The following is a 12,360-nucleotide window of genomic DNA, read 5'->3' on the forward strand; positions in this document are numbered from 1 at the left end:
CCGGCCCGGTCTCCGGCAAGAGGGTCGCCTGGCATGCGCTGGGCAGCCGGCGTTTCGTGCTGGTCGTGGTCGCCTCCAGCCGCTTCGGCGACATGCGCAGCGGCCTCGCCGTCGCCGTCGCCGGACCCATCAGCATCGCCGATCCGCTGGGGGCGATCTGGTCGGCGGCCATGCTGCTCGGCCACCGCGCCGCGGCCAAGGACATCGTGGACGCGATCGCCTCGGTCCTGGCCACGACCGACGTGCGCACCCGCGACCTGGGGGCACCGCGACCACGGCCGAGTTCACCGACACGCTGATCGAGCTCCCCTGAGACCTCTGATCTGTGCCGAAACAGGCCTGGGCCCGCCGGTTCCTGACCGGCACCCTTCGAGGCCACCGGCGTGGGGCGCCCGTTATCGTGACGGATCACAAGCGGCGGCGAGGTGATCCATGGCTCGGGAGAAAGACGGGGACCGGCGCAGCGGCGAGCGTCCGCGGGAGCTGTCCGCCGGTGCGGCGGCGCTCGCCGCTCGGTGCGAGCCTCGGGTGAACGAGCTGGCCCGGCGCATGGCAGGCGACGTCTTCGAGCAGGTGCGCGGGTACGCGGAGCTGCCCGCCGATGTGAAGGACGTCGAGATCGCCGCGACGGCCCGGCACGGCATGCGGCTGTTCCTGCGCCGGGGCGCCGCCCGGCCGCGCCCCGATGCACTGGAGCACTTCCAGGAGCGCGCCGCCCAGCGCGCCGAGGAGGGGATGCCGCTGCACCTCCTGCTGCGCACCTACACCCTGGGTACGAAGGAGCTGTTCCGGGCGTTGCGGGAGACCGCCGGCCCCGGTGAGCAGGATGCCCTGGCGGAGCTCGCCGAGGCACTGTTCACCGCGGCGGACCGGGTCGTGGGCGCCGTCACCGAGAGCTATCTCGACGAAGAGGCGGCCCTCGCCGCCGAACGGCATGAACAGCGCCGCTCGCACGCCCGCGCTCTGCTGGACGGCCGGCCGGTCACCGGCGGACCCGTGCCCGGCGGGCCCGCACTGGTGTTGTGCCTGCGCTTCGGCGACTCGGCGGTCACGTGCGGTGGTCCGGGTTCCGCGGTCGGGGTACGGCGGCTGGTGCGGCGTGTTCAGACGGCGCTGGACCGGGCCTTCGGGACGGACGTGCCCGCTCTGCTGGACGCCGGCGGCGGACTGGCCGTCGTACCGGGAGCAGTCGAACCACCTACGCGGATGGTGGAGTTGGTGCGCGAGGCGACCGGGCCTGAGGTACGGCTGGCGGCGGCCCGCGCTGCGGGGACCGGTGACATACCGCGCGCGGCACGGCTGGCCGGGGAGGTGGTCCGGGTCGCGGCCGCGTGTGGCCGGCCGCCCGGACTGCACCGGCTGGACGACGTGCTGCTGGAGTACCACCTGTCCCGGCCGAGCGAGGGCAGCGACCGGATCGCCGCCCTGCTCGACCCCCTGGCCGGCCGGCCCGAACTGGTCGAGACGCTGCGCACGCATCTGGAGGAGCGGCAGGACCGCCGGGCCACGGCCCGTCGGCTCAGCCTGCACCCCAACTCCGTCGACCACCGGCTCGCCCGTGTCCAGGAGCTGACCGGTGTCAGCCTCGCCGACCCGCGGGACACCGCCCTGGTCCTCGCGGCCCTGTTGCTGCGGGAGACAGAGACGGAGACGGACGCAGGCGTCACGGGGTGACGATCGCGAAGTCCGGATCAGGGGCGTCCAGCAGCGATCCGAACGTGATCAGGGCCCGCACGTCACCGTCGAGGACCACCGTGCCGCCCGCGATCTCGTCGGCGAAGGTGGAAGCGCCGGCCACCACGGTGTCGAGCGTGGTGCGGGCCAGCCGCAGCTCAGCGGCGGGCCGTTCACCGCGTGGGGCGTCACCGGGTGTCGCCGTCAGCGCGCCGTTGGACAGCAGCAGGGTCCACACCTCGCCGCTGTCGATGAACTCCCAGCGCAGCAGCAGCCGTCCGGCCGCGGCCGCGCGTGGGCCGTTGACGCGTACAGCCAGGGACCGGAAGATCTGCTCGATCGTCAGGGCGGCCAGGATGTCCGGGGCCCGGCGGGTCGGCGTGCCGAGGATGCCGCCGCGCAGTTCGGCCGCGCCCATCAGGTAGAAGTTGCGCCAGGGTCCGCACTCCGCGCCCTGGCCGAGCCGTTCGAAGGTGTCGGCTTGCAGGGCGCGGGCCTCCCCGTGGCCTGGTTCGGCGAACAGGACGTGGCTCAGCACCTCCGCGACCCACCGCAGGTCACCGGCTCCGTAGGACCTCCTCGCCTTGGCGACCACGGCATCCGCGCCGCCCATGAACTCCACGTACCGGCCGGCGGCTTCGGCGGGCGGATGCTGCCACAGGTGGGCCGGGTTGCCGTCGAACCAGCCCATGTAGCGCTGGTAGACCGCTTTGGCGTTGTGGCTGAGGGAGCCGTAGTAGCCGCGGGTGTGCCAGGCCCGTTCGAGGGCGGGCGGAAAGCGGAGTTGCTCGGCGATCTCCGCTCCCGTGTGCCCGGTGTTGATCAGCCGGACGGACTGGTCGTGCAGATAGGCGTACGCGTCCCGCTGCTCCTCCAGGAAGCGTACGACCCGGTCCTGCCCCCAGGTGGGCCAGTGGTGGGAGCCGAAGACGACGTCCGTGTCCGTGGCGAACAGCCGGATCGTCTCCGTCAGATACCGGGCCCAGGCGCTGGGATCGCGGACGAGGGCCCCGCGCAGGGTGAGCACGTTGTGCAGGGTGTGGCAGGCGTTCTCGGCGGCGCACAGCACCCGCAGGTCCGGGAAGTGGAAGTTCATCTCGGCGGGGGCCTCGGTGCCGGGGGTGAGCTGGAAGACGATCCGCACCCCGTCGACGGTCTCCTCCTGACCGGTGGCGGTGATGTGGACGGTGGGCGCGATCAGGCCGACGCTGCCGGTCGACGTCGTCTGTCCGAGCCCGCAGCCGATCTGCCCGGCCGGTCCCTTGGGCAGCGCGGCCCCGTACATGTAGGCCGCCCGGCGGGCCATCGCCGTGCCCGTGACGACATTCTCGCCGGCCGCGTGCTCCAGGAACCCGGTCGGCGCGATGACCGGCACCCGGCCGGCGGCCACCTCGGCCGGATCGACGACGCCGCGCACCCCGCCGAAGTGGTCGATGTGGGAGTGGGTGTAGATCACGCCGGTCACGGGCCGTTCGCCGCGGTGCTCGCGGTACAGGGCGAGCGCGGCAGCGGCGACCTCCGCGCTGATCAGCGGGTCGATCACGACGACACCGCGCTCGCCCTCCACGAAGGTGATGTTCGACAGGTCCAGGCCGCGCACCTGGTGAATGCCGGGCACGACCTCGTACAGCCCCTGGCGCGCCACGAGCCGGCTCTGCCGCCACAGCGAGGGATGCGCGGTGGGCGGGCACTCGTCGTCCAGGAAGGCGTAGGCGTCCGCGTCCCACACCACCCGGCCGTCCGCGTCCCGCACCACACCGGGGTCCAGCCGGGCGACGAACCCCCGGTCCGCGTCGGCGAAGTCCTGCTCGTCGTCCCAGGCCAGGCCGCTGTCCATGGGCTCCTGCTCACTGCCGGTCATGGTCGTCGATCCTCACACGCCCGAGGCGGAGACGCTTGATGACCTGTCACAGAGCGCCCGTTGACCCGTCACAACCACCGGAAGCGGAAGTCAGTACAGGTTCCCCGGCTGCCCATCGGTTACGACCGGACCGGACACCTTCACTTTCACTTTCGTCCAAGGGACGCCGGCCTCTGTCCATGGACGGATCCGCCGCCGCGGGGTGAGGGTCGTCCCATGAGCGAAACCGGCCTCACGCCCGGACCGCGACGGATGCCGAGCGGCCTCCTCGCGCTCGCGCTCGGAGGTTTCGGGATAGGGCTGACCGAGTTTCTGATCGCCGGGCTGCTGCCGCAGGTGGCGTCGAGTTTCGCGGTGTCCGAGGCGGCGGCGGGCCGGCTGATCTCCGGGTACGCGCTCAGTGTGGCGATCGGCGCCATCGCGCTGACCGCGGCGACGACGCGGCTGCCCCGCAAGAGCGTGCTGGTCGGCCTCGTCGCGTTGTTCGTCATCGGCAACCTGTTGTCCGCCGTCGCGCCCGGCTATCCGGTGATGCTGCTCGGGCGGATCGTCGCGGCGCTGTGCCACGGCTCGTTCTTCGGGATCGGCTCACTGGTCGCGCGCGACCTGGTCGCGCCCGAGCGGAAGTCCCGCGCCGTGGCGGTCATGTTCGCCGGGCTGACCGTCGCGAACGTCCTGGGCGTGCCGTTCGGCGCGCTGGTCGGCGAGCGGTGGGGCTGGCGGGCGGCGTTCTGGGCGGTCACGGCGGTCGGCGTGCTGGCGCTGGTGGGCATCGCCGTCCTCGTCCCCGGCCGGGCGGACCGGGCCCAGCCGCCGACGGCCCCGGACGGCTCGGGCCCGCTGCCGCCCACCGCCCTGCGAGCCCAGTTCCGCGCCTTCCGGTCCTGGCAGGTCTGGCTGACACTGGCGGCCACCGCGCTCGGCTACGGCGGGATGTTCGGCGCGTTCAGCTACATCGCCTACACCTTCACCGAGGTCAGCGGCTTCTCCCCGGCCGACGTCGCCTGGCTGCTGATGGTGTACGGCGTCGGTCTGGTCGTCGGCAACCTGATCGGCGGACGGGCCGCCGACCACGACCGCGACCGCGCCCTGCTCCTCTCCCTCCTCGCACTCACCGTCACCCTGGCCGTGTTCGGTCTGCTGGCCGGCAGCGCCACGGCGTCCGTGATCCTGGTGTTCCTGATGGGAGTGTCCGGGTTCGCCAGTGTCCCCGGACTGATCACCCGCGTCACCGACGTCGCCCACGGCACGGCACTGGCCGCCAGCGCCAACGTCTCCGCCTCCAACGTCGGCAACGCCCTCGGCGCCTGGCTCGGCGGCCTGGCCATCACCGCGGGCCTCGGCTACACCGCCCCGCTCTACGTCGGCGCGGGCATCACCTTGACGTCCGTCGTCATCATGGCCGTCGCGGCACGCCGGGCCGGATCGGCCTCCGGGGACGCACTGCGCGTGGGCCACTGAAGTGGTCCTGTACATAAGGCTGTTGATCTCGGTCGGTGCGAGCAGCGGCCCGGCGTCCTCCTGGCTCCGGGGGGAGCGGCGCGGCCATCAGGGTGTTTCCAGGTGGTGTCGGGCGGCCGGGGCGGGCCCGTTCTGGCCATGCTGGGCCACGAGTGACACCCATCCTTCCCTGCGACAAGGAGCACGGTATGACCTCGGACCCGGTGGAACGATTCCTGGCGGCCCTGGACCCGGAACACCGCGATGCTGTCAGCGCCAGGCCGCGCCAGGAGCAGGAACAGCTGGCGGCGGCCTGGGAACGGGAACTGGAATCCGACGACGAGCTCGACACTCTGGACGAGCTGTCCCCGCCGGCGGCGGAGTCCGAGGCGGCCCGCCGCGTGATGGCGCGGGAAGCCGGCTAGCGAGCGGCGCCCGCGCTGCGCAGCACCTGCGCCAGTGCGGTGGCGGGGTGGCCGGTCAGGTCCTCGATGGCGGTGCTCACCCCGGCGAGGGAACCGTCGGCGATCGCGGTGTAGGTGGAGACCCAGGCGTCGAGGAGCCAGTCGGGAGCCTGGTAGCCCGCGCGGGAGGCGTAGGCGTCCTCGACCGTCTCAGGCACGTACGAGACCGGGCGCCCGGTGACCTCGGCGAGCGTGGCCGCGATCTCGGTGAGCGTCAGTGCCTCGGGGCCGGTCAGGTCGTAGGTGCGACCGGCGTGCGGGCCCGGTTCACGCAGCACCGCGACCGCGGCGTCCGCGATGTCGTCCTGCGCGACCACGGCGGCCCGGCCGTCCCCGGCGGGGCCGCGGATCGCACCGTCTTCGCCCACCAGGCCGGGCATGAAGTCGGCGTACAGGTTGTCACGCAGGAACGTGAACGGAACGCCGCTGGAGCGGATGTGCTGCTCGGTGTGCCAGTGGTCGCGGGCCAGCGTGAAGGTCGCGTCGGGCGCGGCGCTGTAGAAGGAGATGTACACCAGGTGGGCGACGCCGGCCTCGGCCGCGGCGTCGACGAAGGTGCGGTGCTGGTCGAGGCGGTCGGGAGACTCCGAGGCGGAGACCATCAAGACGCGGTCGGTGCCGCGCAGCGCACGTACGACGGCGTCGTGGTTCCCGTACGCACCGGGTACGGCCGTCGCTCCGGGCAGCTCGGGGGCGCGGGCCGGGGTGCGGCACAGGAGGGTCTGCGGGATGCCCGCTGCGGCCAGGCGGCGGGCGATCCGTCCGCCCAGGCGCCCGGTGGCACCGGTGACGGCGTAGGTGGGCTCGGCGGAAACCATCGCGCTTCTCCTCGTCGGGGTGCCGGTACTGCTGCCGCGTTCCTGTCAGCACACTAACCGCCGCCGCCTACGATCCGCGCAACAGGCCACGCTGAAACCTCCCGGAAGGAGGTACGGGGCAGCGAGGAGCTGAAGACGAAGGGGTGGGGGCACGTGTCCGACGTCAACTGGGCCCTGCCGAAGGGCGCCTGCTACAGGGCGCGACGGTAACGGAGTTCAGGTACGGACACACCGTCGTAGTCGTCGGCCTGGACCGCCCCGTCGGGGACGTAGCCGGCGCGTTCGTAGAAGCTACGCGCCGGCATGTTGCCGGTGAGGACCCACAACAGCACCTGGTCGAAACCATGGCCGAGCGCGCGGGCATGCACGGCTTCGAGCAGTGTGCGACCGATACCGGAGCCGATGAGCGCGGGCTGGACGTAGAGGGCGTACAGCTCGGCGGCGGTCCCGGAGGTGGTGTCGGCACTGCGACAGGGGCCTAGGCAGGCCCAGCCCACGACCGCTCCGCCGGCGTCGACCGCCACCAGGTCGGCCACGCCGTGCCGCGGCCGCGTGACGTGCTGTCGGCGCCGCCGCGCATCCGCCTCGACCGTCATGCCATCGAGGTAGGACCGAGGCAGGATCCCGGCGTACGCGGCCTTCCAGCCGGTCACCCGTATCGCCGACACAGCCCGGATGTCGGCTTCCGTCATCTCTCGCACCGTCACCATCTGGGCACCGTAAGGGATCCGTCACCACGACCACCTGGGAATTTCGGTTCCGCGGCGGTGCCGGTGCGAGCCCTGCCGTGTGCACCCCGGTGGATCTGCCGGTGGCGATCGGCGGTGTCGACTACCGGGCCCACGAGGGCGCCGGGACCATCTGGCAGCTCGCCGTGCTCCCGGCGCTGCAGTGCTGCGGCCTGGGTACGCTGCTGATCCGCGCCGCCGAACAGCGCATCGCGGGCCGTGGGCTGGGCAGGGCCGAACTCGCCGTGGAAGAGGACAATCCGCGGGTCCGGGCCCTGTACGAGCGCCTGGGGTACGTCCCGTACGGTCGCGCGCCGGATGCCTGGGACGTGGAAGGGTCTGACGGGTCCGTCCGCCGGTACGAGACGATGTGCGTGCTGATGCGGAAGGATCTCTGAGACGTCGACCGGCGGCGACCGAGGGGCGCGTTCACTCGGCGTCGTGGCCCGGGAACAGGGTCGCGGCCACATGGTGGGTGTCCGCGTATTCGACGACCGAGGTGATCCTGCCGTCGCGGACGGTGTAGATGCCGAGGCAGCGGTTGTCGTAGACGCCGCCGTACACGGTCCTGGCCTTGGAGGTCCATTCCGCCACCACGCGGTCGCCCTCGGCTATCGTGCTGACCAGTTCGATCTCCACGGTGCCGGGGACGAAGACCGTTCCCATGCTGCCGAGGAACTCGTTGATGATCTCGTCGCGGCCGTGCCACACCTTGGAGACGGGCAGGCTGCCCGGGTAGTGCCAGGTCGCGTCCGCGGCGAAGCTGTCGTGGATGACGTCGGCGTCACCGTCGCGTACGGCCTCGACGTAGCGGATGACGACGGCCCTGGGGTCGGTGGTGGTCATGGTCGTACTCCTTGGGTGAGTGGTGAGATCCGTCGGTCTGAGCGTGGTTCAGGACAGCGTGAGGACGGCCTTGCCCCGGATACGGCGGTCGCGCAGGTCGGTGAGTGCGGTCGCGGTGTCGGCCCAGTCCGCGACCCGGCCGATCTCGGGACGCAGCCGGCCCTCGGCGGTCAGCCGGACCAGCACGGCCAGGTCGTCGGCGAGACGGGTGTCGGCGTCGAGGTAGTGGAAGTGCCGGACGACGGCCGATTCGGGGCCGGTGAAGAAGTCGAAGAAGTCGAGCGTCACCGGTGTGCGGCCGGCCTGCCCGAACCAGATGAGGGTGCCGCGCCGGGCGAGGCGGGCCAGGGCGGTGGCGAGGGCCTGGCCGCCGGTCGACTCCAGCACGATGTCGTACGGTCCTCGGGCGTCGGCGACGTCGTGGACGATGTCGGCGGCGCCGAGTTCGACGAGCCGCGCGCCGCGCTCGGCGTCCCGGGTCACCGCGGTGACCTGGGCCCCGGCGGCCGCCGCCAGCTCGGTGACGTAGTGGCCCACTCCCCCGGAGGCGCCGGTGAGCAGGATCCGCCGGCCCAGGACGGGTCCGGCCGTGCGCAGCAGCCGCAGTGCGGTGAGCCCGGCCAGGGGCAGGGCCGCGCCCTGGAGCGTGCTGACGCTGTCGGGCAGTTCGGCGAGCGCGCTGGTGGGCACTGCCACGTACTCCGCCCAGCCCCCGGACATGGGGTGTCCCACCACCCGGGTGATGCCCGACGGTCCGCTGCCGTCGGCGGCCGGCTGCACCACCAGGCCCGCGATGTCCTTGCCGGGGCGGTCACCGGCGACGGGCTTTTCCAGCTTGAAGGTCTCGCCCCGGTTGACGGAGAACGCCTCGACCTTCACCAGGGCTTCGTCGGGGCGGAGCGTCGGCTCGGCGACGTCGGCGAGCACGACGGGCTCGGCGGGATCCCCGGTCGGTATGAAGGCTTTCATCGGTGTCGTCCTCCTCGCCGGCCTGTCGGCCGTCGGTCGGTTGTCGCGTCGGAGACCATCTGACCGGCCCGGGCGCCGACCCGGCCAACAACCGGACCGGCCGGCCGACAACCCCGCGTTGTCGCATAAGGTCAGCGGCATGGATCTCGACCTCGCCCTGGTCCGCGCCTTCGTCACCACGGCCGGCACGCTGCACTTCGGGCGTGCCGCCGAGGAGCTCGGCACCAGCCAGCAGGCGCTGTCCAAGCGCATCGCCAGGCTGGAGGAGCTGCTCGGCGCCCGGCTCTTCGAGCGCCAGGGCGGCGTCCGGCTGAGCGCGGCGGGCGAGCGGTTCGTGCCGGCCGCGCGTGAGGCGCTCGCGGCCGGCGAACGCGCGGTCGCGGCGGTCACGGGCGCCGGAGCGGCCGTACGGATCGACACGTGGGGGCATCTGTACGCGCCGATGCGCACCGTCGCCGCCGTCCAGGCCTCCGATCCGGTGCGGTGGGAGCCGGGCCCCGGACGTGACTGGCCGTCAGTGGCCCAGGCGCTGCTGCGCGGTGACACGGACCTGGGATTCGGCCGGGTGCATCCGCTGCCGGACGGGCGGGAGGCGGGGCTGACCCAGCGGCTGGTGCGGCTGGAACCCGTCGACGTGGTGCTCGGTCCGTCCCACCCGCTGGCCGGTGCGGATGCGCTCCGGCCCGCCGATCTGCGCGACGGCGTCCTGTGGAGCCCGGCCGAACTGAGCCGCCTGGACTTCCTGCGCCGCTTCGCCGACGAGTTCCGCATCACCCGGCGGCACGACGGCCCCAACCTGGGCCTGGACCACCTCCTCCAGCACATCCGCGCCGACCGCGAAGGCTTCACCCTCTTCCCCGCCGACGCGCCGCTGCCGGACCACGCGGGCCTGCGCAGCATCCCGTTGGCGGACCCGACCCCGCTGTACGCCTGGTCGCTGGCCTGGTCCGACTCCTGCCGTCACCCGCTGCTGGACACCCTGCTGCGCGGCTTCGCCGAGACCGCCCGCGCCCGCCGCTGGCTGGAGTACTCCCCGCAGCGCGACTGGCTCCCCGACACCGACCACGCAAAACTGGCGCCGAGTCAGGCGATCGGCGGCTCACCATTCCTCGGGCGGCAGCAGCCGTAGCGCGTGGAGGGCCACCGAGAGGTCGGCGACCGCGCGCGGGTCCTGGAGACAGCGGCCGGTCAGGGCCTCCAGCCGGCGCAGCCGGTAGCGGACGGTGTTGCGATGGCAGTACAGCCCCCGCGCCGCGTCGGCCGCCGAGCCGCCGGCCGCGTACCACTGCTCCAGGGTCTCCAGCAGCCGGTCCCGTTCCTCGCGGGGCAGGTCGAGTACGCGCGCGAGGACGGTGCGCGCGATCCTGGTGGCCTCGTCCACCGACGCGGCCACCAGCAGGGCCACCGGTCCGTCGTCGAACCGTACGACGCCCGTGGCGTTCCGCGGCACCCGGGCCAGCGCGAGGCGGGCCAGCCGCAGCGCCCTGGGGGTGTCGCGCAGGGCGTGGTACGCGGGGCTGACCCCCACCCGGGCCGCGGGGAGACCGCCGAGGACGCGCAGGGCGGCGTCCCCGGCGTCCGGGCCGCGGGCCGCCACGACGCCGACCTGAAGGTCGGGCAGCAGCCGCCAGGCCGAGCGGACCCCCTCGGCCAGCAGCCGGGGCTCGATGCCGGGCAGCGCCTCCCGCCCAGGCGTGGGGACACCGGCCGCCACCACCAGGAAGGGCCCCTCGGCCGGCAGGCCGAGCGCGTCAGCGGCCTCCCAGAGGGTGGTGCGGTCGGTGAGCACACCCGTGAACAGGGCCTCGACCAGCACGGACCGCTCACGGTCGCGTTGGAGCAGCAGTTCCGAGGCGGTTTCGCGGTAGGCGTCGCTGGCCGCCGCCGCGAGGCCCTCGTTCACCCACCACGCCGCGAGGGCCACGACGGTGTCGGCGGTGACGGCGTCCGCGGCACGGGCCGCGGCCGCGAGCTCGGACCACAGGAACTCCGAGCCGACGCGGTAGGCGTGCAGCAGTTCCCCCAGAGGCGCTCCCTCGCGTGCCGCTCTGCGGCCCGTCTCCTCGGCCGGCTCCATGCCGCCCGTACAGCCGTCGGCCAACTGCCCGAAGACCAGCTCCGTGTTGCGTCGGCAGCTGGCGGTCAACTCCTCCAAGGTGACGGGTCCTTCGCCGCCGTAGTAGCCGACTTCGGCGCGGATGCGGCGGGCCATGCGGGCGCCCAGGTCGGGCGCGCGGCCGAGCAGTGCGGCCGCGACGGGGGCGATCGCGGCAGGCGGCGGCGGTGTGCGGCTCATGACCGGCAGGTTACAAAGAGGCGCCCGGCGCACAGGGCGCTTGTGCACGGGGACAACGGGGCCGGTGCTCCGCTGTCCGCGGGCACATGGCCCGTGGGGCGGGCGGCTACGACGATGACGGCAACGTTACCGGCCGGTACCGGAGTTGGTCTTCCGTCGTCGCACCTCCCCAGGAGCAACCGTGCCCAGAGCCGCATCCACGAGCACGCACCACACCCACCGAGCCCCGCACCCACGCGAGGCCGCCCCCCGCGCCAAGGCGCTCAGGAGATGGGCATCCGCCCTCGCCGGCGGCCTGCTCCTGGCGACCGCCTCCGCCACCGCCGCCCACGCGACGGCCTCGGACTCCGGCGGGAGCGGCACCTATGTGGCGCTCGGGGACTCGTACGCCGCCGGCGCCGGCGTCCCCGCGCAGTCCGCGGGCCTGTGCTTGCGCTCCGACCACGACTACGGCCACCTCGTCGCGCAGTCGCTGGCCCCGCCGGCGTACCGGGACGTGACCTGCGCCGGTGCGAAGGTCAGCGCGCTCACCACGGCCCAGACGGACGCCGGGGCCGTCGTCAACGGCCCGCAACTCGACGCCGTGACACCGGACACCAGCCTCGTCACGCTCACCGTTGCGGGCGACAACCTCGGCACGTCCGACTTCGGATTCGGCGACGTGGCCGCCACCTGCTCCGCCCTCTCCGTGACCGATCCGCTCGGCACCCCCTGTCGTGACTACTACCGGAACACCCTCAGCGATCGGCTGAACTCCGCCGCGGCGCAGCTCGGCAGTGCCCTCCAGCTGATCCACGCGCACGCCCCGCAGGCCCGGGTGCTCGTCGTCGGCTATCCGGCGGTGCTTCCCGACGACCCCGGGCAGTGCCTGGGCAAGATGCCCGTCACGACCGGGGACATCGCGTTCCTGCGCTCGGTTCTCGGCGAGCTCGACGACACGGTCGCCACCACCGCCCGAGCCGAGGACGCCACCTACGTGGACACGCTCACCGCGACCCTGGGCCACGACAGCTGTTCCTCGTCGCCCTGGATCGAGGGACTGATCCCCACCTCTCCCGCCCTGTCGCTCCATCCGAACGCCACCGGTGAACACGCCATGGCGGACGCCGTACTGGGCGCGCTCGGCCGCTGATCCCGTCCGTCCGGCCCGCGGGGCGCGGTGCGCGGGCCGGACCCGGGACCAGGGCGTGTCCGGCCTGGTCGCGCTTCTCCGGGATGGTGTGCGGGATCTGCCGGCGGCGCAGGTATGCGCGGATGGCCCGGG

At 73.2% G+C, this 12,360-nt stretch carries 11 protein-coding genes and 2 pseudogenes; 7 read left to right on the plus strand and 6 right to left on the minus strand.

The features are described 5' to 3' along the window. Nucleotides 1-62: 62 nt before the first annotated feature. A pseudogene (locus LE548_RS29860) lies at nucleotides 63-313 on the plus strand (isocitrate/isopropylmalate family dehydrogenase); the annotation flags it as partial. Between the two features lie 119 nt (nucleotides 314-432). Further along, nucleotides 433-1,674, plus strand: a complete 1,242-nt coding sequence (locus LE548_RS29865; protein ID WP_225100070.1) for a CdaR family transcriptional regulator — start codon at nucleotides 433-435, stop codon at nucleotides 1,672-1,674. On the opposite strand, the gene LE548_RS29870 is transcribed toward LE548_RS29865, so the two are convergent. Continuing rightward, nucleotides 1,664-3,535, minus strand: a complete 1,872-nt coding sequence (locus tag LE548_RS29870; protein WP_225100071.1) for an alkyl/aryl-sulfatase — start codon at nucleotides 3,533-3,535, stop codon at nucleotides 1,664-1,666. The genes LE548_RS29865 and LE548_RS29870 overlap by 11 nt on opposite strands. Nucleotides 3,536-3,787: 252 nt before the next feature. Here LE548_RS29870 and LE548_RS29875 point away from each other — a divergent pair, with 252 nt between their 5' ends. Both LE548_RS29875 and LE548_RS29880 read left to right on the plus strand, forming a co-directional pair. Beyond that, a complete protein-coding gene (locus LE548_RS29875; protein ID WP_225100190.1) occupies nucleotides 3,788-4,996 on the plus strand; it encodes an MFS transporter in 1,209 nt (402 codons plus the stop codon). A 188-nt stretch (nucleotides 4,997-5,184) separates the two neighbouring features. Beyond that, the gene (locus tag LE548_RS29880; protein ID WP_225100072.1) at nucleotides 5,185-5,400 is read left to right on the plus strand and encodes a hypothetical protein; all 216 of its coding nucleotides are present in this window, start codon (nucleotides 5,185-5,187) and stop codon (nucleotides 5,398-5,400) included. Here the strand turns inward: LE548_RS29880 and LE548_RS29885 are convergent. Then, nucleotides 5,397-6,257 carry an SDR family oxidoreductase gene (locus tag LE548_RS29885; protein ID WP_225100073.1) on the minus strand — a complete coding sequence of 287 codons (861 nt, stop codon included), beginning with the start codon at nucleotides 6,255-6,257 and terminating at the stop codon, nucleotides 5,397-5,399. The two genes, LE548_RS29880 and LE548_RS29885, sit on opposite strands and share 4 nt — an antisense overlap. A gap of 191 nt (nucleotides 6,258-6,448) precedes the next feature. Beyond that, nucleotides 6,449-6,967: a GNAT family N-acetyltransferase gene (locus LE548_RS29890; RefSeq protein WP_225100074.1), complete on the minus strand. Its 519-nt coding sequence runs from the start codon at nucleotides 6,965-6,967 to the stop codon at nucleotides 6,449-6,451. A gap of 74 nt (nucleotides 6,968-7,041) precedes the next feature. Between LE548_RS29890 and LE548_RS29895 the strand changes: the two are divergent. Next, a pseudogene (locus tag LE548_RS29895) lies at nucleotides 7,042-7,383 on the plus strand (GNAT family N-acetyltransferase); the annotation flags it as partial. A gap of 31 nt (nucleotides 7,384-7,414) precedes the next feature. Here LE548_RS29895 and LE548_RS29900 read toward each other — a convergent pair. After that, nucleotides 7,415-7,831 carry a nuclear transport factor 2 family protein gene (locus LE548_RS29900; RefSeq protein ID WP_225100075.1) on the minus strand — a complete coding sequence of 139 codons (417 nt, stop codon included), beginning with the start codon at nucleotides 7,829-7,831 and terminating at the stop codon, nucleotides 7,415-7,417. Between the two features lie 48 nt (nucleotides 7,832-7,879). Next, the gene (locus LE548_RS29905) at nucleotides 7,880-8,800 is read right to left on the minus strand and encodes a zinc-binding dehydrogenase (RefSeq protein WP_225100076.1); all 921 of its coding nucleotides are present in this window, start codon (nucleotides 8,798-8,800) and stop codon (nucleotides 7,880-7,882) included. Nucleotides 8,801-8,939: 139 nt separating this feature from the next. Between LE548_RS29905 and LE548_RS29910 the strand changes: the two genes are divergently transcribed. Further along, entirely contained in the window at nucleotides 8,940-9,929 is a 990-nt protein-coding gene (locus LE548_RS29910) for a LysR family transcriptional regulator (protein ID WP_225100077.1), read from the plus strand. On the opposite strand, the gene LE548_RS29915 is transcribed toward LE548_RS29910, so the two are convergent. Beyond that, nucleotides 9,900-11,096, minus strand: a complete 1,197-nt coding sequence (locus LE548_RS29915; RefSeq protein WP_225100078.1) for a CdaR family transcriptional regulator — start codon at nucleotides 11,094-11,096, stop codon at nucleotides 9,900-9,902. The genes LE548_RS29910 and LE548_RS29915 overlap by 30 nt on opposite strands. Nucleotides 11,097-11,277: 181 nt before the next feature. Here LE548_RS29915 and LE548_RS29920 point away from each other — a divergent pair, with 181 nt between their 5' ends. Further along, the gene (locus LE548_RS29920) at nucleotides 11,278-12,228 is read left to right on the plus strand and encodes an SGNH/GDSL hydrolase family protein (RefSeq protein WP_225100079.1); all 951 of its coding nucleotides are present in this window, start codon (nucleotides 11,278-11,280) and stop codon (nucleotides 12,226-12,228) included. The last annotated feature ends 132 nt before the right edge of the window (nucleotides 12,229-12,360 follow it).

The sequence above is a fragment of the Streptomyces sp. CoH27 genome, from assembly GCF_020181035.1.
In the GTDB taxonomy this organism is placed as follows: Bacteria; Actinomycetota; Actinomycetes; order Streptomycetales; family Streptomycetaceae; genus Streptomyces; species Streptomyces camelliae.

Coding starts and splice junctions, on each gene's coding strand:
- LE548_RS29865 (WP_225100070.1), top strand. CDS start 433: ATGGCTCGGGAGAAAGACGGGGACCGGCGCAGCGGCGAGCGTCCGCGG.
- LE548_RS29870 (WP_225100071.1), bottom strand. CDS start 3,535: ATGACCGGCAGTGAGCAGGAGCCCATGGACAGCGGCCTGGCCTGGGAC.
- LE548_RS29905 (WP_225100076.1), bottom strand. CDS start 8,800: ATGAAAGCCTTCATACCGACCGGGGATCCCGCCGAGCCCGTCGTGCTC.
- LE548_RS29885 (WP_225100073.1), bottom strand. CDS start 6,257: ATGGTTTCCGCCGAGCCCACCTACGCCGTCACCGGTGCCACCGGGCGC.
- LE548_RS29880 (WP_225100072.1), top strand. CDS start 5,185: ATGACCTCGGACCCGGTGGAACGATTCCTGGCGGCCCTGGACCCGGAA.
- LE548_RS29900 (WP_225100075.1), bottom strand. CDS start 7,831: ATGACCACCACCGACCCCAGGGCCGTCGTCATCCGCTACGTCGAGGCC.
- LE548_RS29915 (WP_225100078.1), bottom strand. CDS start 11,096: ATGAGCCGCACACCGCCGCCGCCTGCCGCGATCGCCCCCGTCGCGGCC.
- LE548_RS29875 (WP_225100190.1), top strand. CDS start 3,788: ATGCCGAGCGGCCTCCTCGCGCTCGCGCTCGGAGGTTTCGGGATAGGG.
- LE548_RS29910 (WP_225100077.1), top strand. CDS start 8,940: ATGGATCTCGACCTCGCCCTGGTCCGCGCCTTCGTCACCACGGCCGGC.
- LE548_RS29890 (WP_225100074.1), bottom strand. CDS start 6,967: ATGGTGACGGTGCGAGAGATGACGGAAGCCGACATCCGGGCTGTGTCG.